Annotated in this window: 18 protein-coding genes; 9 read left to right on the forward strand and 9 right to left on the reverse strand. The window is 42.7% G+C overall.

The genetic code is table 11. The features are described from left to right. Positions 1-5: 5 nt before the first annotated feature. On the reverse strand, positions 6-1,325 hold the full coding sequence (locus BLW31_RS15710; RefSeq protein ID WP_010539448.1) for an MATE family efflux transporter: 1,320 nt from the start codon (positions 1,323-1,325) through the stop codon (positions 6-8). 111 nt (positions 1,326-1,436) lie between these two features. On the opposite strand from BLW31_RS15710, the gene BLW31_RS15715 reads away from it, so the two are divergent. After that, a complete protein-coding gene (locus tag BLW31_RS15715; protein ID WP_010539447.1) occupies positions 1,437-2,120 on the forward strand; it encodes a tetratricopeptide repeat protein in 684 nt (227 codons plus the stop codon). 40 nt (positions 2,121-2,160) lie between these two features. On the opposite strand, the gene BLW31_RS15720 is transcribed toward BLW31_RS15715, so the two are convergent. The 4 genes from BLW31_RS15720 to BLW31_RS15735 all read right to left on the reverse strand — a co-directional run bounded on the left by BLW31_RS15720 (position 2,161) and on the right by BLW31_RS15735 (position 5,450). After that, positions 2,161-3,864: a S41 family peptidase gene (locus tag BLW31_RS15720; RefSeq protein ID WP_010539446.1), complete on the reverse strand. Its 1,704-nt coding sequence runs from the start codon at positions 3,862-3,864 to the stop codon at positions 2,161-2,163. A 65-nt stretch (positions 3,865-3,929) separates the two neighbouring features. Further along, complete coding sequence (locus tag BLW31_RS15725) at positions 3,930-4,694, reverse strand: biotin--[acetyl-CoA-carboxylase] ligase (protein ID WP_022300899.1); 765 nt, start codon at positions 4,692-4,694, stop codon at positions 3,930-3,932. Continuing rightward, positions 4,678-5,034, reverse strand: a complete 357-nt coding sequence (locus tag BLW31_RS15730; RefSeq protein WP_010539444.1) for an MmcQ/YjbR family DNA-binding protein — start codon at positions 5,032-5,034, stop codon at positions 4,678-4,680. Before BLW31_RS15730 ends, BLW31_RS15725 begins: the two co-directional genes overlap by 17 nt. A gap of 50 nt (positions 5,035-5,084) precedes the next feature. Beyond that, a complete protein-coding gene (locus BLW31_RS15735; protein WP_010539443.1) occupies positions 5,085-5,450 on the reverse strand; it encodes a YraN family protein in 366 nt (121 codons plus the stop codon). A gap of 67 nt (positions 5,451-5,517) precedes the next feature. On the opposite strand from BLW31_RS15735, the gene BLW31_RS15740 reads away from it, so the two are divergent. Continuing rightward, the gene (locus tag BLW31_RS15740; RefSeq protein WP_008759602.1) at positions 5,518-5,751 is read left to right on the forward strand and encodes a hypothetical protein; all 234 of its coding nucleotides are present in this window, start codon (positions 5,518-5,520) and stop codon (positions 5,749-5,751) included. 2 nt (positions 5,752-5,753) lie between these two features. Beyond that, positions 5,754-6,194 carry a nucleoside deaminase gene (locus BLW31_RS15745; RefSeq protein ID WP_010539441.1) on the forward strand — a complete coding sequence of 147 codons (441 nt, stop codon included), beginning with the start codon at positions 5,754-5,756 and terminating at the stop codon, positions 6,192-6,194. A gap of 6 nt (positions 6,195-6,200) precedes the next feature. Here BLW31_RS15745 and BLW31_RS15750 read toward each other — a convergent pair whose 3' ends face one another. The 3 genes from BLW31_RS15750 to BLW31_RS15760 all read right to left on the reverse strand — a co-directional run bounded on the left by BLW31_RS15750 (position 6,201) and on the right by BLW31_RS15760 (position 7,971). Beyond that, positions 6,201-6,500, reverse strand: a complete 300-nt coding sequence (locus BLW31_RS15750; protein ID WP_010539440.1) for a DUF4834 family protein — start codon at positions 6,498-6,500, stop codon at positions 6,201-6,203. A gap of 66 nt (positions 6,501-6,566) precedes the next feature. Next, positions 6,567-7,274: a CDP-diacylglycerol--serine O-phosphatidyltransferase gene (pssA, locus tag BLW31_RS15755; RefSeq protein WP_010539439.1), complete on the reverse strand. Its 708-nt coding sequence runs from the start codon at positions 7,272-7,274 to the stop codon at positions 6,567-6,569. A 10-nt stretch (positions 7,275-7,284) separates the two neighbouring features. Beyond that, on the reverse strand, positions 7,285-7,971 hold the full coding sequence (locus BLW31_RS15760; RefSeq protein ID WP_008759606.1) for a phosphatidylserine decarboxylase family protein: 687 nt from the start codon (positions 7,969-7,971) through the stop codon (positions 7,285-7,287). Between the two features lie 161 nt (positions 7,972-8,132). On the opposite strand from BLW31_RS15760, the gene dnaE reads away from it, so the two are divergent. The 4 genes from dnaE (at position 8,133) to BLW31_RS15780 (ending at position 15,216) form a co-directional block, all read left to right on the forward strand. Continuing rightward, complete coding sequence (dnaE, locus tag BLW31_RS15765; RefSeq protein ID WP_010539438.1) at positions 8,133-11,936, forward strand: DNA polymerase III subunit alpha; 3,804 nt, start codon at positions 8,133-8,135, stop codon at positions 11,934-11,936. Between the two features lie 68 nt (positions 11,937-12,004). Then, positions 12,005-12,319, forward strand: a complete 315-nt coding sequence (gene trxA, locus BLW31_RS15770; RefSeq protein WP_008759608.1) for a thioredoxin — start codon at positions 12,005-12,007, stop codon at positions 12,317-12,319. A 43-nt stretch (positions 12,320-12,362) separates the two neighbouring features. Beyond that, positions 12,363-12,698, forward strand: coding sequence for a hypothetical protein (locus tag BLW31_RS15775; RefSeq protein WP_010539437.1), 336 nt, complete (start codon positions 12,363-12,365; stop codon positions 12,696-12,698). A gap of 181 nt (positions 12,699-12,879) precedes the next feature. Continuing rightward, positions 12,880-15,216, forward strand: coding sequence for a right-handed parallel beta-helix repeat-containing protein (locus BLW31_RS15780; protein ID WP_022301558.1), 2,337 nt, complete (start codon positions 12,880-12,882; stop codon positions 15,214-15,216). Between the two features lie 103 nt (positions 15,217-15,319). Here BLW31_RS15780 and BLW31_RS15785 read toward each other — a convergent pair whose 3' ends face one another. Further along, a complete protein-coding gene (locus BLW31_RS15785) occupies positions 15,320-16,045 on the reverse strand; it encodes an RDD family protein (protein WP_010539435.1) in 726 nt (241 codons plus the stop codon). Between the two features lie 100 nt (positions 16,046-16,145). Between BLW31_RS15785 and BLW31_RS15790 the strand changes: the two genes are divergently transcribed. Both BLW31_RS15790 and BLW31_RS15795 read left to right on the forward strand, forming a co-directional pair. Continuing rightward, positions 16,146-17,108 (forward strand): stage II sporulation protein M, encoded by a 963-nt coding sequence (locus BLW31_RS15790; RefSeq protein WP_029425716.1) that lies wholly within the window; start codon positions 16,146-16,148, stop codon positions 17,106-17,108. Then, entirely contained in the window at positions 17,089-18,024 is a 936-nt protein-coding gene (locus BLW31_RS15795) for a hypothetical protein (protein ID WP_010539433.1), read from the forward strand. The genes BLW31_RS15790 and BLW31_RS15795 overlap by 20 nt, the downstream gene beginning before the upstream one ends. The last annotated feature ends 17 nt before the right edge of the window (positions 18,025-18,041 follow it).

Consider the following 18,041-nt stretch of genomic DNA (forward strand, 5'->3'; position numbering starts at 1 on the left):
AACTTTCATATCGCTTTCTTCACAATTTCTCTTCCAATGAAGGTTTGTACGATTCCCCTCAATGACAGGTAAGTGATGAAAGCCAGCCATAAAGCATGGTTTCCCAAAAGATTGTGGAAAGCGTAGTAGATAATAAAAAAGCTGACGGAAGCAACTAGCATTGAATAAAGCATCTGCCGGGTTGCAGTGGCGCCAATGAATACCCCGTCCCATAAAAAAGCGGAGAAACCTGCCAATGGAATAGCAAGTGCCCAATAAAAATAAGTATCTGAGGCATTGATTACTGAAATATCATTTGTCAGTAACCCGAGAAACCCTTTTCCACCTGTTGCGTATAAAAGGGTGAATGCAGCAGATAGTCCGATGCCCCAATAGAAGAGATGGTTTACTGTATTGCGGAGAGCCGTTTGATTTCGTGCACCGATATAGCGTCCGGCCAATGCTTCTCCTGCATAAGCAAAGCCGTCCATGATATAAGAGAAAAGCGTGAACAGCTGCATCAGTAGTGTGTTTACTGCCAGTACGACTTCTCCTTGTGCCGCTCCAGCCGACGTGAAGAACATTGTCACAATCACCAGACAGAGAGTACGGAAGAATATATCACGGTTTACCTGGAAGAAACGGTACATCGCCTGCTTTTGTATGATGTCTTTCCATATGATACGTTTTCTGAGGGTACTGTAATAACGCATATATAATAGTATGGCCATAAAAAAGCCTGCATACTGTGCGATAAGAGTCCCGGTAGCCACTCCTGCCACTTTCATATCCAGAAGGTAGACAAAAGACAGACTGGCAATGATATTGACTATATTCTGTGTAATGGCAATATACATCGGGAAACGTGAGTTTTGCATTCCGATAAACCAGCCTGCAAATCCGTAAAGGCCCAGCATTGCCGGAGCTCCCCAAATGCAGATATAGAAATAGGTCATTGCCAGTTGCTTGACTTCTTCCGTAGTTTGTATAAGCGTAAATGCCAGATGAAGAATGGGGTATTGGAGAATCAGCAAGCAGACAGCAATAAATAGTCCGACACCAACAGAGCGTATCAGTAGCCGGTTGATCTCGTTTAAGTCATGCTGGCCGTATGCTTGTGAAGTCATACCGCTTGTTCCCATGCGCAGAAACCCAAAGATCCAATAGATGATATTGAATAACATTCCTCCCACGGCAATCGCTCCGATGTATGCCGGAGAACCGAGATGCCCCACGATAGTGACATCGATAAGTCCCAGCAATGGTACAGTAATATTCGAAATAATCGATGGTACGGCAATCTGTAATATTCGTCTGTTTTCGGAGGTAGTTTTCTTCTTTATCATCTTGTAGAAACACTTTTGTTAAATAGATTGTTCTTTTTGCGGACAAAGGTACATCTTTTATTTTTTTATTGTATATTTGCGTGTCACGAACTAGAAACAATGTAACTGATTATGAAAGCCTTAACTATTCTTCTTTTTTCTTTGTTTTCGTTGCCGCTGATGCTGAATGCACAGACGGTCGATGAGATGTTGCATAAAGTTTCGGCGGCTATTGAAGCTGGTCAGCATGGACAGGCGGTTAGCTATTTCCGCCAGGCTATCAGTCTGAATATAGACCGATCGGAAATGTTCTATTGGACGAGTATAGATAAGAGCAGTGATATTAGCTCGAAACTCTCTAATGAGTTAGCTCTTGCCTATAAGAAGAATCGGAATTATGATAAAGCCTTTTTGTTTTATAAAGAGCTGTCGCAGAAGACCCCTGATAATGTAGATTATCTGGAAGCCGTTGCCGAAATGCAGGTATGTCGTGGGCAGGAGAAGGATGCGTTGCGTCTGTATGAGAATATATTGAGGTTGGATGCTGATAATCTGGCAGCCAACATTTTTCTCGGCAATTATTATTATTTGATGGCGGAGAGAGAGAAGAAAAAACTGGAGAGTGATTACAGAAAGATTTCTTCGCCGACGAAGATGCAGTATGCACGTTATCGGGATGGGTTGTCGAAACTGTTTGCTACCGGATATGAAAAAGCACGAAGTTCCTTGCAGAAAGTAGTGTTGAGGTTTCCATCGACGGAGGCTAAAAAGACATTAGATAAGATCTTGTTGATAGAGAAAGAGGTGAATCGCTGAGCGGTTCACCTCTTTCTCTATAATAACAATGTATGCAATCTTATTTTATCATACCGATGCGGTTCAAATTAGGTGTAGCTATTATTTGTGCTTGTTCTTTAGCTTGATTTGCTGCCCTTGTAGGGGTAGTGGTTACTAAGTCCGTTCCTGAAATCAAACTGATTGCTTTGGCATATAAAGGATCACTTTCTGTACCAAAGTCTCCATACCCTTCGAAATATTCTCCGTTAGGCTTATTTTCATTTATTTCGTAGTCAGGTGTAAAACCGTTCTCAAAGTCTCCAAAGCCTTTAGCATTGTATGCCTGGAAAGTTATAGGGAAAAGCAGATATTTGTCTGTATCAACAGTCAGTTCTACTCCTTCCATTCCTACGTTTTTCCCATGTGTAGTAGTGCCGATTAGAACAACTTCGATATCAATTCCTCTCAGTGCATTGATTACTAATTCACTTGCAGATGCAGAGTCGTCGGTAACAAGGCAGTAGATTTTCCGTAGATTTAAACCTCCGTCAGAGAGAGAAGTATTTAAATTGTCATACAGAGAATATACAAATTTTTGAATAGGACGTTGATTGTTAAGGGCTTTCATGCGCCCATCATTATATCGGTATGAAGCGAATGTCTTTCCAATGCAAAAATCTCCGGCGATGCAACTGGATATGAGATTGGCTGATGTAACATCTCCTCCTCCGTTGTAACGGAGATCTAGAATTAACTCTTCTATACCTTGGTTTTTAAATTCTTTGAATACATCGAATAGTTCCTGATCAAAGCCGGATTCAAAGGCCGAATATACCAAATAACCGGTCTGTCCGTTGACTTGGTGATGAATGATTGGATTTACATAAATAGGTCCGGAGTCTATTGTATATACTTTTCCATCTTTGTCTTTAACTTCTATAGAAGTTGGAGAGGACGGCTGCATCAATTTAGAGTAATACGTTTGCACATTAGACGTTGTTATCTTTTGATTGTTTATTTCGGCTATTTCCATTCCACGTTTTAGCCCTGCTTTATCGGCAGATGATCCTTTATGTACTCCTTGTATGACAAAAACAATATTGGAAGTATTACGGGTTTGAACGGCTACAAAGTTTACGAACCCATAATTATACTCTAAGTTTTTTTTCTCCTTGGCACTTCGGGAAGATTGTAAATCCGGATCTAGCTTTTGGATAAATGAAAATAATGAATAGGTACCATTACTATTGCGTTTTTTGTCCAATGTATTAGTAGTCATGCTTAGCAATGTGTTTCTTAAAAAGGCATCATAAGCTTGCTTGAAATTGGGAGTTAGTAATTTATAATCATCATTCCACAAGTATTTTTCCTTCAAATATTGATCTACGCTATAGTTGATTTCGTATCCTTCTACATTATCATTACTCAACTGGATTTTTATATTGCTGGTAGAGGAATATCCATTTACTTTAATCGTAATGGTACCTTGCTCCTGAGAAGACTTGTGTACCGTAATTTTTATGGTGTTTTTCCCGGAGTTTCCTGCATCATTATCTAATGATAATAATGCGGCAGAACTGTTTTGAGCAGTCCAGCTGGACAGAGTTGTGAAAGTAAAAGTGAGGGTTTGCTCTGCTGAGGCAAAATATGTTTGGTTAGTAGACCAGCTTTGTTCTGTAATTCCACTACCTCGCAGTAGAGTGTCATCATCTTTACATGATATGTTGAGGAGTAATAAAACGGTCAAAAGACCAAGTAACTTGACATACTGTATTTTCTTCATAAAATTAAAGGTGTTTTTTATATAGCAAACTCAAAGGTAATGTTTTCTTCTTTAGGATGTATGTATTATATCAATAAATATTCTACCTCTTTAAACATATAGCCTCTTTTTCTCAGCGTTTCGTCTTCCAGTATGAGTCTTCCTTCGGGCTCTACACAAACAATTCTCGCAAAGAATTCTCCATCAGGGTCTTTATACCGATGCATCCCTTCTTTTCTGAAAAGCGCTTTTTCATATCGGTTGGCTATAAATTCAGTATCATCGTTTCGGAGTAATTCATAATAAGATTGAACGCGGAGCATGATATTTCTGAGAATCCCGAAAATTTCATATTGTTTTCCTGTGATTTGTTGAAGCGAAACCGGGTTTGGGGCTGAACTGTGGAATGCTTCCTGGTTCACGTTGATTCCGATGCCGGAAATGCTTTGTCTGATAGTACGTCCCATCAGATCATTTTCGATCAGCATGCCACATATTTTTTTATTTTTCCAGTAAATGTCATTCGGCCATTTGATGGAAATATCGTCCGTATAGCTATCCAGTTCCTCTTTAATAGCCAGCGACATAACTTGGGAAATTAAAAACTGCCGGCGCGCTTCCAGAAACTCTGGAAAAAGAACAAAACTGAAAAGAAGATTTTTCCCGGGCTCAGACTCCCACGAATTGCCACGTTGTCCACGTCCGGATGTCTGGAAGTCGGCAACTACCGTCGTGAATTCTGCAACTTCCTGCTGTTTGGAACAAAGAGTCTGCAGATAGCTGTTTGTAGAGTTTGTCTCACTGATATGAATCAATGGAACAGGAAATAGTGTATCAAGGGAGGGCATCATATTCAGCACGCAGTTTTTTAGTGAATTTTTTGATGACCTCTTCATAAGAATGATCAACGAGTTCTTTGATAAGTTTGTCATCCGCATCCATACCGAAGTTGATTCTATTCCAGTATTTCTTGTTGAAATGGCTGGCACCTTCGATACTTGTATAATAGTCACGCAATTCGATGGCACGTTCCGGGTCACATTTCAGTGCGATAGAGTTTGCTCCTTCCAAGTCGATGAGGGCAAACATTTTATTCATCACCTTTATTACAAGTGATACGTCATCGAATGGAAATGATTCGGTTGCCCCTTTTTTGCTTAAACAGTACTCCCTGATAGTTTCTACATTCATAAGTCTTTCAATTCTATGTTTTTGCTCTTTATTAAAATACTTGTTCTATATTAAAATAAAGGAGGATAAAAAGCTTCCTTTATATGGTCTATTCTGAAATTTCCGTTCTCACTGATTACAGTTATAATATCAAAGCGTACCGGAACATCTATTTGAAATAGTTTCATGTAGGTGTCTGCTGCACGCACCGTTCGTTTAATCTTTGGTAAATCTACCGCCTCTTCCGGTTGGGCAAACAGAGTATTACTGCGTGTTTTTACTTCTACTATCACCAGTTCATTCTTTTTAGCAGCTACGATATCCAGCTCAAGGTGTCCCTTTCTCCAGTTCCTGTGGCGGATAAGATAACCATGTTCTTCGAGATAGGCTACTGCGGCATTTTCCCCTGCTTTCCCTAATTCATTGTGTTCAGCCATCTTTTTTTGCAAATTTACAGCTTTTATTCTTTGTTTTTACAGAAGTAAAAGTAATTTTGCAGAAGATATGAGAAAAAGGAGCAAAAAGTGCCTGAAAATGCATGCTGAGTATACCAAACGGGAACGGCGAATGAGCATTTTGTTAAGCGAAGACGAGCAGCTGATTGTCGATCGTTATCTGGAAAAATATAAGATAACGAATAAGTCGCGCTGGCTTCGTGAAACGATTCTTATGTTTATCCATAAAAATATGGAAGAAGATTATCCTACCCTCTTCGGAGAACATGATATGAGACGCTGATTATGACACTGGACGATACTTATTTTATGAAACAGGCATTGATAGAGGCAGGCAAGGCTGCAGAGCGGGGAGAAGTTCCTGTAGGGGCAGTGGTTGTCTGTAAAGAGCGAATCATTGCCCGTGCCCATAACCTGACAGAAACATTGAATGATGTGACAGCCCATGCTGAAATGCAGGTTATTACTGCTGCGGCCAATGTGCTTGGCGGAAAGTACCTGAACGAATGTACACTGTATGTCACCGTAGAGCCCTGTGTGATGTGTGCCGGTGCTATTGCCTGGGCACAAACGGGAAAACTTGTTTTTGGTGCGGAAGATGATAAACGCGGGTATCAGCGATATGCGGCACAAGCGCTGCATCCTAAAACGGTAGTTGTAAAAGGTATCCTTGCAGACGAATGTGCTGCACTGATGAAGGAATTCTTCGCATCCCGAAGAAAATAAATTGCATTATTTTACTTCCTCAAAATCCACGTATTCACCATCATCCTGAGTGAATATTTTCTTATGTTTGGTTCTCGGTCTGTTTTCAGAGAAAATTTCTTCTTCGTTATCTGTACGGTTATCGATGTTCTGAGTGTAGCCGGGACGGCTTTGCTGCTGGTTGTTTTGTCCACTATCCGTCTGCTTCGTCCGGGAAGACGAACCACGACCAAGCCCGAAGATGGCTCTTAATATAAATCCGACAATCGAAAGGCCAAATATGACAATGGCAGCCAGAAAAAGAAGTAAAAATAAAAATATATGCATTGGGCGATGATTTTATGTTGTAACTTCGATGAAACTCATAGTACAACAAACGTGCCAAGAGATTGTTTATTTACTTTTTCTTGTAAAAAGTGAAAGTAAAATATACCAGACAATGATTGCTGCGAAGCTGCTAATACCCAAGAAAATGAGGAATGGGATACATACAATCAAGAAAATGAAACTGATTTTATTAGTACTCCATGAAAGATTCTTAAACTTCAGCGAGAACATCGGTATCTCTGACACCAGTAACCATGAAAACAGACAAACCAATAGAAGAATGTAGACAGGATGGCAGTTTTCGGAGACCAAGAAGTCATGTGCTCCCACGACGAAAGAACCCCAGAACAAAGCGTTTGCCGGAACAGGGAGGCCAATGAAAGAACTGGTCTGGCGGGTATCATTGTTGAACTTTGCCAGTCGCAACGCTGAGAATACGGAAATCAGGAAGGCTGCATAAGGCAGGTAAGGAGCTATGAATTCCATACTTGCCGGATAGTACATCTCTTTTAATAAGGAGAATACAATCAGCGAAGGGGCCACACCGAAACTTACATCATCAGCAAGTGAATCCAAGTCTTTTCCGATGATTGAGTGTGCATTCAGAACACGAGCCAGCATGCCGTCGAAGAAATCGAAGACAGCGCTCAGAATAATAAAAAGCAGTGCCAGGTCATATCGGGCTTCGAAAGCCATGACACAAGCGATACAACCGGAGAAAAGGTTCAGGCAGGTTACTGTATTCGGAATATTGTTCTTTATAACATTTGTCATTGTGACCGAATTATTTAAGTTTGGCGATAACCGTTTGGTTACCGGTCGTTAGTTGTCCCATGTTGACACAGACTTCCGTGCCGAGGGGCAGATATACATCCACACGGGAACCGAATTTGATGAACCCCATGTGTTCGTCGATATAGCATTCTTCTCCTACTTCAGCGTAGGTGACAATGCGGCGTGCCACGGCTCCCGCAATTTGTCGGGTCAGCACTTCCACTCCTTCCGGAGTTTCTATAACTACTGTAGAGCGTTCGTTCTCCGTACTTGCTTTGGGCAGCCATGCTTTCATGAAATTACCGTTGTGGTGGGCTACTTTTTTAATAGTGCCGTCCACCGGGTACCAGTTCGCATGTACGTTTACGATGCTCATGAAGATAGAGATCATCAGTCGACGGTCATGAAAATATTCGTTTTCGTCTACTTCTTCAATGACTACGATTTTGCCGTCGGCAGGAGCAACGACTATTTTCTCCGTATCCTTCCCGAAAAGTCGAATCGGACAGCGGAAGAAGTTAACCATCAGCAGATATACTGCAATACTGGCTACTGCTACCACATAAAAAGGAATTTTGCAATCTATTCCCCAGTAAAGAGCCGCATTGATCAGTAGCAATAGCAAAAAGCTAGCCCATAATATATGTGTTCCTTCGCGGTGAATACGTATCTTTTTTAATTTCTTTAGTCGGCCCATGAATGCTGTTTAATGATATTGTGTGCAAAAATATACTTATTTTAAAAAAACAGCAAGTAAATGAGCAGAGAAATGCGAGTGTTGATAACTTTTTGAGGATTATTTTTGTTTATAACGCGGGAGGTAGTAATTTTATGCCTTCAAATTAACTACTTATCATTATGCAGGATTTCGTTCATTTACACGTTCATACGCAATATTCTCTACTGGATGGTCAGGCAAGTGTCGCCCGTCTGGTAGATAAAGCCATGAAAAATGGGATGAAGGGTATTGCCGTGACCGATCATGGAAATATGTTCGGCATCAAGGAATTTACGAACTATGTCAATAAGAAGAATAGCGGTCCGAAAGGGGAAATCAAGGATCTGAAGAAGCGGATTGCAGGGATTGAAGCCGGCACAGTGGAATGTGAGGATAAGGAGGCGGAGATAGCTGCCTGCAAGGCGAAGATCGTGGAGGCGGAGAACAAGCTCTTTAAACCGATTATCGGTTGTGAGATGTACGTCGCCCGCCGTACGATGGACTTGAAAGAAGGGAAGCCGGACCAAAGCGGTTATCACCTGATTGTACTTGCCAAGAATGAGAAAGGTTATCATAACCTTATTAAATTAGTATCGCACGCGTGGACGCGCGGGTACTATATGCGTCCGCGTACCGACCGCAGTGAGCTGGAGAAGTATCACGAAGGTCTGATTGTCTGCTCGGCGTGTCTGGGTGGCGAGGTGCCGAAGCGTATTACCGCAGGGCAGTTTGCCGAAGCCGAAGAAGCGATCCAATGGTATAAGAACCTGTTTGGTGATGACTACTATCTGGAGATGCAGCGCCATAAGGCGACTGTACCCCGTGCCAATCATGAATGTTATCCGCTACAGGTAAATGTGAACAAATACTTGCAGGAGTATGCCCGGAAGTATAATATCAAGCTGATCTGCACCAACGACGTCCATTTTGTGGATGAAGAGAATGCCGAGGCGCACGACCGTCTGATCTGTCTGAGTACAGGCAAAGACCTGGATGACCCGACTCGTATGCTGTATACCAAACAGGAATGGATGAAGACCCGTGAAGAGATGAATGAACTCTTTGCAGATATTCCCGAGGCACTAAGCAATACGCTGGAAATTCTAGATAAAGTCGAATATTATTCGATTGACCATGCACCTATCATGCCTACCTTCGCTATTCCCGAAGACTTCGGGACAGAAGAAGGATATCGTGCCAAATATACGGAGAAAGACCTGTTCGATGAGTTTACACAGGACGAAAATGGTAATGTGGTGCTGAGCGAAGAGGAAGGACAGGCCAAGATCAAACGTCTGGGGGGATATGAGAAACTGTATCGTATCAAACTTGAAGGCGACTATCTGGCAAAGTTAGCATTTGACGGTGCGAAAAGAATATATGGCGACCCTTTGTCGGAAGAAGTGAAAGAACGGCTCAACTTCGAGTTGTACATCATGAAAACGATGGGTTTCCCTGGATACTTCTTGATAGTGCAGGACTTTATCAATGCCGCACGCTCGGAACTGGGCGTATCGGTAGGGCCCGGACGTGGTTCGGCTGCCGGTTCGGCAGTGGCTTACTGTCTGGGTATCACCAAGATCGACCCTATCCAATACGACTTGCTGTTCGAGCGTTTCTTGAATCCGGACCGTATTTCGTTGCCCGATATCGATGTGGACTTCGATGACGACGGTCGTGGTGAAGTGCTTCGCTGGGTAACCAATAAATATGGTCAGGAAAAAGTAGCGCATATCATCACGTATGGTACGATGGCTACCAAACTGGCTATCAAAGACGTTGCCCGTGTACAGAAACTTCCTCTCTCGGAGTCCGACCGTCTGGCAAAGCTGGTTCCGGATAAAATCCCGGACAAGAAGTTGAACCTGCGGAATGCCATCGAATACGTCCCCGAACTGCAAGCGGCTGAGGCATCGTCCGACCCGTTGGTGCGAGACACTCTTAAGTATGCCAAAATGCTTGAAGGTAACGTTCGTGGTACCGGTGTGCATGCCTGCGGTACGATTATCTGTCGTGACGACATTACCGACTGGGTGCCTGTAAGTACGGCCGACGATAAGGAAACGGGCGAAAAGATGCTCGTTACCCAGTATGAAGGTTCGGTGATCGAGGATACCGGATTGATCAAGATGGACTTCCTCGGATTGAAAACATTGTCTATTATTAAGGAGGCGGTTGAGAATATCCGTCTGAGTCGTAGTCTGGAGATAGACGTAGACCAGATCGATATTACCGATCCGGCAACTTACAAATTATATAGTGACGGACGTACCATCGGAACATTCCAGTTTGAATCTGCCGGAATGCAGAAGTACCTGCGCGAATTGCAGCCTTCTACCTTCGAAGATTTGATCGCTATGAATGCCCTCTATCGTCCGGGTCCGATGGATTATATTCCGGACTTCATCGACCGTAAGCATGGCCGTAAGCCGATTGAATATGACATTCCGGTGATGGAGAAATATCTGAAAGATACGTATGGCATTACGGTCTATCAGGAACAGGTGATGCTTTTGTCACGTCTGCTGGCGGACTTTACCCGTGGTGAGTCCGATGCTCTTCGCAAAGCGATGGGTAAGAAGCTGCGTGATAAGCTGGATCACATGAAGCCTAAGTTTATCGAAGGCGGACGCAAGAACGGGCATGACCCGAAAGTACTTGAAAAGATTTGGACCGACTGGGAAAAGTTTGCCTCTTATGCGTTCAACAAATCGCACGCTACTTGCTACTCTTGGGTAGCTTATCAGACAGCCTATCTGAAAGCGAACTACCCGTCGGAATACATGGCGGCTGTCATGAGCCGAAGTTTGTCCAACATTACCGATATCACGAAGCTGATGGACGAATGCAAGGCAATGGGTATCCAGACGCTCGGTCCGGATGTGAATGAGAGTAACCTGAAGTTTACGGTCAACCATGACGGTAATATCCGTTTCGGACTGGGAGCGGTGAAAGGCGTAGGCGAAGCCGCTGTGCAAAGCATTGTAGAAGAACGTAATGCCAACGGACCATTCAAAGGTATCTTTGATTTCGTACAACGTGTCAATCTGAATGCCTGCAATAAAAAGAATATGGAATGTCTGGCGTTGGCGGGAGGTTTCGACAGTTTCCCTGAATTGAAGCGGGAGCAGTATTTTGCCGTCAACTCTAAGGGCGAAGTATTCCTCGAAACCTTAATGCGATACGGCAACCGCTATCAGGAAGACAAGAGAGCTGCCATCAATTCATTGTTCGGCGGAGCGAATGTCGTCGATATCGCCACCCCCGAAATTCCTCAGGGAGTAGAGCGCTGGGGCGACCTCGAACGTCTGAACAAGGAACGCGACCTGGTAGGTATTTACCTTTCCGCCCATCCGCTGGATGAGTTCGCGATTGTGCTGGATCACGTCTGCAATACCCATATGGCAGATTTGGAAGATAAAGCAGCTCTGGCAGGCCGGGAGATTACAATGGGGGGCATTGTGACCAGTGTCCGTCGTGGAGTCAGCAAGAATGGTAATCCGTATGGTATTGCCAAGATCGAAGATTATTCGGGCTCTACGGAAATACCTTTCTGGGGAAATGACTGGGTGACTTATCAGGGATATCTGAATGAAGGCACGTTCCTGTATATCAAAGCCCGTTGTCAGGCCAAGCAATGGCGGCAGGACGAGCTGGAAGTCAAGATCACTTCAATGGAACTTCTGCCCGATGTGAAAGAAGAATTGGTGCAGAAGATCACCATTATCATTCCTCTGTCAGTGTTAAATTCGGGACTTATTACCGAGCTGGCGACTTTGACCAAAGAACATCCCGGTAATACAGAACTCTATTTCAAGGTGACGGACGATACGGACAGCCGTATGTCGGTCGATCTGATTTCCCGTCCGGTCAGGCTTTCGGTAGGCAGAGATTTAATAACATATTTAAAGGAGCGCCCCGAACTTGGATTCCGTATAAATTGATTATCTTTGTAGCGCAAATCTACAAACGAAGTAATACATAATAATTAATACTTAATACTTAAAAAGAAATGGCTTTAGAAATTACAGACAGCAACTATAAGGAAATCCTTGCAGAAGGAAAGCCTGTTGTGGTGGATTTTTGGGCTCCCTGGTGTGGCCCTTGTAAAATGGTGGCTCCTATTATTGAAGAATTGGCTGCGGAGTTTGAAGGACAAGTCATCATCGGTAAATGCGATGTGGATGATAACAGCGATGTGGCTGCCGAATACGGTATCCGCAACATTCCTACTGTTTTGTTCTTCAAGAATGGTGAGATTGTAGACAAGCAGGTAGGCGCAGTCGCCAAACCGGTATTCGTGGAAAAAGTGAAGAACCTTCTCTAGACTTTGTCTAATATTTAATACTTATTACTTAATACTTACAACCATGGGACTGGAAGATGATTTTTTATTAGAAGATGCCGATGACGAAAAGACCGTCGAGTTTATCAAGAACTATCTGCCTCAGGAACTGAAAGAGAAGTTCGAGGATGATGAACTGTACTATTTTCTCGATCTGATAGACGAGTACTATTCAGAAAGTGGCATTCTTGACGCTCAGCCCGATAACGACGGCTACGTAAACATCGACTTGGAAGAGGTCGTAGCTTACATCGTGAAAGAAGCCAAGAAGGACGACATGGGAGAATATGATCCCGAAGAAATCCTTTTTGTAGTTCAGGGAGAAATGGAATATGGAAACTCTCTGGGGCAGGTGGACTAATTGTCGCTAGTCACCACTGTAGATAAATGAAAGGAATAATAGCCTGAAAGACGTGAATCTTTCAGGCTATTTCTTTTTGTCTTTACTATTTGAAATTTCAATATTTTAATATAAAAAGGAACAAAGTTGTGTTTTTATTAATACCTTTGTTCTATATCGTTTTAACCAATAATCTCGCCTTATGAAGATAAAATTGCTGACATTACTACTTTTTATGGTAACTTCCGTGACAGGACAACAAACTTATTTTATCTCTTCCTGTGGAAATGACTCTGCCGACGGTTCATTGGACAGTCCCTTATTGCATATTCATGAAGCTATCGAAAGAGGAGAGAATTCCGACGATCAGGAGATTCATGTCTATATTCGGGAAGGAAAGTATTATTTGGACACATCCTTGGTTATTGATGCCGATAAGTGGAAGAATAAAAGACTGACACTGTCAGCTTATAATAATGAATCGGTTGTTCTAAGTGGAGCCAGGAAACTTTCCCTCAATTGGGTGAAACAGAAAAACGGAATATGGAAAAGCAAGACAGAAGCCGGTAAGGGTGATCAACTGTTTGTTGACGGAGAAAAAAGGATTCTTGCCCGTTATCCTAATTTTGAAGAAGGTGCCATTTTTAATGGAACGGCTGCCGATGCGATTGCACCAGCCCGTGTCAAGAGATGGAAATCTCCCGAAGGTGGTTTTATCCATACGTTACATGCCAGAGACTGGGGGGATATGCATTATGTAATTACAGGAAAAGACGACAAAGGTGTTCTTTTTGAGGGCGGATATCAGAATAACCGTCCGTCAAATATGCATGATAAGTATCGGTTTGTGGAAAATATATACGAAGAACTCGATGCACCCGGAGAATGGTTTCTAGATGGAAAAGCCGGATATTTGTACTATTATCCTTATTCGGATGAAAATATAGATGATGCGGTGTTTGAAATAGCTGAAATTCCAAGTTTGATTAAAATTAAAGGGGTTGAAAATGAGTGGATTAGTGACGTGACGATAAGAGGAATTTGCTTTAGCCAGACCTCCCGTACTTTCATGGCCGACTATGAGTCGTTATTGCGTAGTGACTGGGCAATTTATCGGGGAGCAGCCGTTTTTATAGAGAATGCGGAGCGTTGCCGTATTGAGGATTGCGAATTTACCGGTTTGGGTGGTAATGCCATTTTTCTTAGCCGTCACATCGACGACTGTGTTGTCAAAGGGAACTATATTCATCAGATTGGCGCGAGTGCGGTATGTATCGTAGGAGATACTTCTACTGTACGTTCGGGAGTGTTTAAATATGAACACTCCGTTCCTTATGAGTTGATGGATAAAGTACCCGGTCCGAAAAATGAATTTTATCCTCGCCAATGTCTTGTGGAAGACAATCTTATCCATGATATTGGACTGATAGAGAAACAGGTGGCCGGTGTTCAGATTCAAGTGGCAAGAGGAATCAATGTACGACACAATACCATATACCGAGTTCCGAGAGCTGCTATCAATATCGGAGACGGTTCGTTCGGAGGACATGTTATTGAATATAACGATGCGTTTGCCACTGTATTGGAAACAAGTGATCACGGGGCATTCAATTCGTGGGGAAGAGACCGTTTCTGGCATCCTTCCTATGAAAAAATGAGTCTTATGGTTGCAGAGCATCCTGAACTGATTTTGCTGGATGCCCTTTTCACTACTTATATCCGTTATAACAGGTTCCGTTGTGACCACGGTTGGGATATCGATTTGGATGATGGCAGTTCGAATTTTCATATATACGGGAATGTCTGTTTGCATGGAGGAATTAAATTGCGTGAAGGTTTCAATCGTGTTGTGGAGAATAATATCTTGATCAACAATACTCTGCATCCCCATTTATGGTTTCAGAATTGCGGTGATATTGTCCGGCGTAACGTGTTTACACAAGCCTATCTTCCCATTGAGTTAAAAAGTTGGGGGAAGATGGTCGATTATAATTTTTTCTCTTCGGAGAATGCTTTGAAGCAAGTGCAAAAAGATGGCACCGATGCACATAGTACAAGCGGAACACTCCTTTTTGACGATTATCAACATTATAATTTTGCTTTATCGAATACTTCCAAAGCCTTTGAAATTGGTTTTGAGAATATTCCCCAGAATGTTTTCGGAGTGTATTCTCCTCGTTTGAAACGGAAGGCTGAAAAGCCCGAACTTTCCGAGCTGCTTGTTTCAGATTCTGCCAATACCAATCAGACCTATTTGTGGGAAAAGACCGAAATCCGATTGGTCAATGGTTTGGGCGATCGGTCAGCTTATGGTTTGCCTGATGAAAAAGGATGTATTATATTAAAAATGAATAATGCAGTCAATATACAGGATGCAGGATTGAAAGAAAATGATGTAATTTATTCAATTTATGGAGAAGTTATTGATTCTGTAGAAACATTGGTACGGTTGACTAATAAATATAAATGGAGAAAGGCACTACTATTGGAGTGTTTTAGAAATCAGCAGAAGTTGAAGGTTTCTTTAGTTTTAGATTAACTGTTTTTTGAGCTGGAAATTAAAGAGGGATATTCTCAAACTGCTAGAAATAAGACAATTCATTCGTTATGTGGAAAGACGACAGCTTGTGTAAGTTCTTATTTTAAATTTCCTCCAACGCATAATACTGATAATCCCTAAGTACCGTTTGAAGGAACTTTTCCTGATTATTCTCTCGTGGGGTAACAGATAAGATTTCCTGTACCTTTTTGGCGAGTAATGTGACGCGCCTTACCCGATCCTTTTCACCGGATTCCAATGTCCGGGTGATCACATTCACCTGTTCCAGTGATAAATCGGCAGATTGTGGATACGTTGGGTGATAATTTTTAGTCAGATAATCAAATTCATCGAGGCTGACGTGTATCTTGCGATAATTCTTCTCTTTAATCACCATCGTTCCGGCTGCCAGGTCACCCAGTCTCTGACTGTTTTTAGTCAGCAGGACGACTAAGAGCCCCAATCCTCCTGTAGCAGGACCATCAATAATGAATAGAAGCCAACGCAACAGATAAGCACTGATGCTGGGAGTAGAACCGTCTGATTTTACGACACGTATATTCATCAGACGTTTCCCGAAACTTTGTCCGTGATTGAACATCTCACAGAGAAACGAGTAAAAAAGTACAGGCAAATAGACGAGGCACAGAAAGAAGACCGTGCCGACTCCGGAGGATAAGTGCAGTTTGACAATGAGTGTCGTTACAGAATATAGATAAATCACGATCAGAAAATAATCGATGACCAAAGCCAGCAATCGTTCGCCGATACTGGCGGGCGTTTGGCTGATTCGAACAAACTGACCGGTAATAATCGTAGATTCTGCCATTCTTGGTTAAACATTTTTAGGTTTAAGTTGCAAATATATCATAATTCTTTTACTTTTGCTTTCGGTTTCGGACAAAACTTATCCGAAATCTCTGAAAAGCATGAAGGAAGTAACGTTTATCCGTCGGAATATCGAGAAATGGAAAGAGACCGAGAAGGTGGTGGAACAGGCTGCAACTCTGTCCCCTGACCAACTGGCCGACGCCTATACGGAGTTGACTGCCGACCTTGCTTTTGCCCAGACTCATTTCCCGACTTCCCGCATTACCATTTATTTAAATAATCTCGCTTCAGCCCTGCATAATGAAATCTATCGGAGCAAACGCGAGAAGTGGACACGGATTATCACCTTTTGGACGCAGGAAGTGCCGCAAACCATGTACGATGCCCGCCGGGAGTTATTAACTTCCTTTATTATCTTTGCGGTCTGCATGCTGATCGGGGCTGTTTCTGCTGCCAACGATTCTGAGTTTGTACGTCTGATATTAGGAAACAGGTATGTGGATATGACGCTGGATAATATCGCCAGAGGTGAACCGATGGCAGTATACAATGGCTCTCCCGAAGCTCCGATGTTTTTGGGCATTACAATCAATAATGTGAGAGTATCTTTCCTGTGTTTTGCATCGGGTATATTGACCAGCTTTGGTACAGGCTTCATTCTCCTTCAAAATGGAATCATGGTAGGGGCATTTCAGACGTTCTTTTATGAACATGGTTTGCTCAAGGAGGCTGCTCTTGCTATCTGGTTGCACGGGACGCTTGAAATATGGTCGATTATAGTAGCCGGTGCCGCCGGACTTGCTTTAGGTAACGGCTGGCTGTTTCCCGGAACTTACTCCAGGCTGGAATCGTTCCGCAGAGGAGCGAAAAGAGGGTTGAAGATTGTGATCGGTACGGTACCTGTGTTTATTATGGCAGGATTTATTGAAGGCTTTATCACCCGCCACACTGAACTTCCCGATATGTTGAGGCTCGGAATCATCCTGACATCCCTTGCATTTATTATCTTTTACTATATTTACTTACCAAATAGAAAAAAAAATGGAATCACAGAAACCTAAGGTTGCAATGTACGTGAAACGTTCCTTTGGTGAAAAGTTGAACGCTTCTTTTGACTTCATAAAAGAGAACTGGAAACTGTTGTTGAAGTTCATTACTTATCTGCTTTTGCCGGTAAGCCTTATTCAGGCATTGAGCTTGAACGGGCTGATGGGAGGAGCGCTGAAAATATCTGCAGTGGCCAATACTACTGCCATGGCTGCCAGTCCGAGTTCCTTAGTGGGATTCATGTCCTATTACGGTCTATATATGCTTGTCTTTATGATAGGGACTATCTTATTGACTTCCTTGATCTATGCAATGATCCGGACTTATAATGAACGGGAAGAACGATTGGAGGGAATCACATTGGGGAGTTTGAAACCTTTGCTGTTTCACAATATAAAGAAATTGCTTATACTGACACTTTTCGGTATCCTGCTGGTACTCATCGTGGGGGTTGTGATAGGTGTTCTCGCTGCTTTATCCCTGTTCACTTTGTTTCTGACCATTCCTGTTATTATTGCATTCACCGTGCCGCTTGCCTTATGGGCGCCCATCTACTTGTTTGAGGACATTACCGTGATGGAGGCTTTCAAAAAAACATTCCGACTCGGGTTTGCCACATGGGGAGGCATCTTTCTGATCTCTTTAATTATGGGAATCATAGCCAATGTATTGCAGAGCGTTACCATGATGCCGTGGTATATCGCTACGCTGGTGAAATATTTCTTCTCTATGAGTGATGCGGGAAGTGAGACGACCGTATCGGCAGGATATAGTTTTCTCCTTTATCTGCTTGGCATTGTTCAGGCATTCGGTGCTTATGTTTCGATGATCTTCACCTATGTCGGATTAGCCTATCAGTACGGACACGCTTCGGAGGTAGTAGATAGCGTCACTGTAGAAAGTGATATCGATAATTTTGATAAACTCTAAACTAATATTTAAGAATA

The sequence above is a fragment of the Bacteroides faecis MAJ27 genome (assembly GCF_900106755.1).
GTDB classification, from domain to species: domain Bacteria; phylum Bacteroidota; class Bacteroidia; order Bacteroidales; family Bacteroidaceae; genus Bacteroides; species Bacteroides faecis.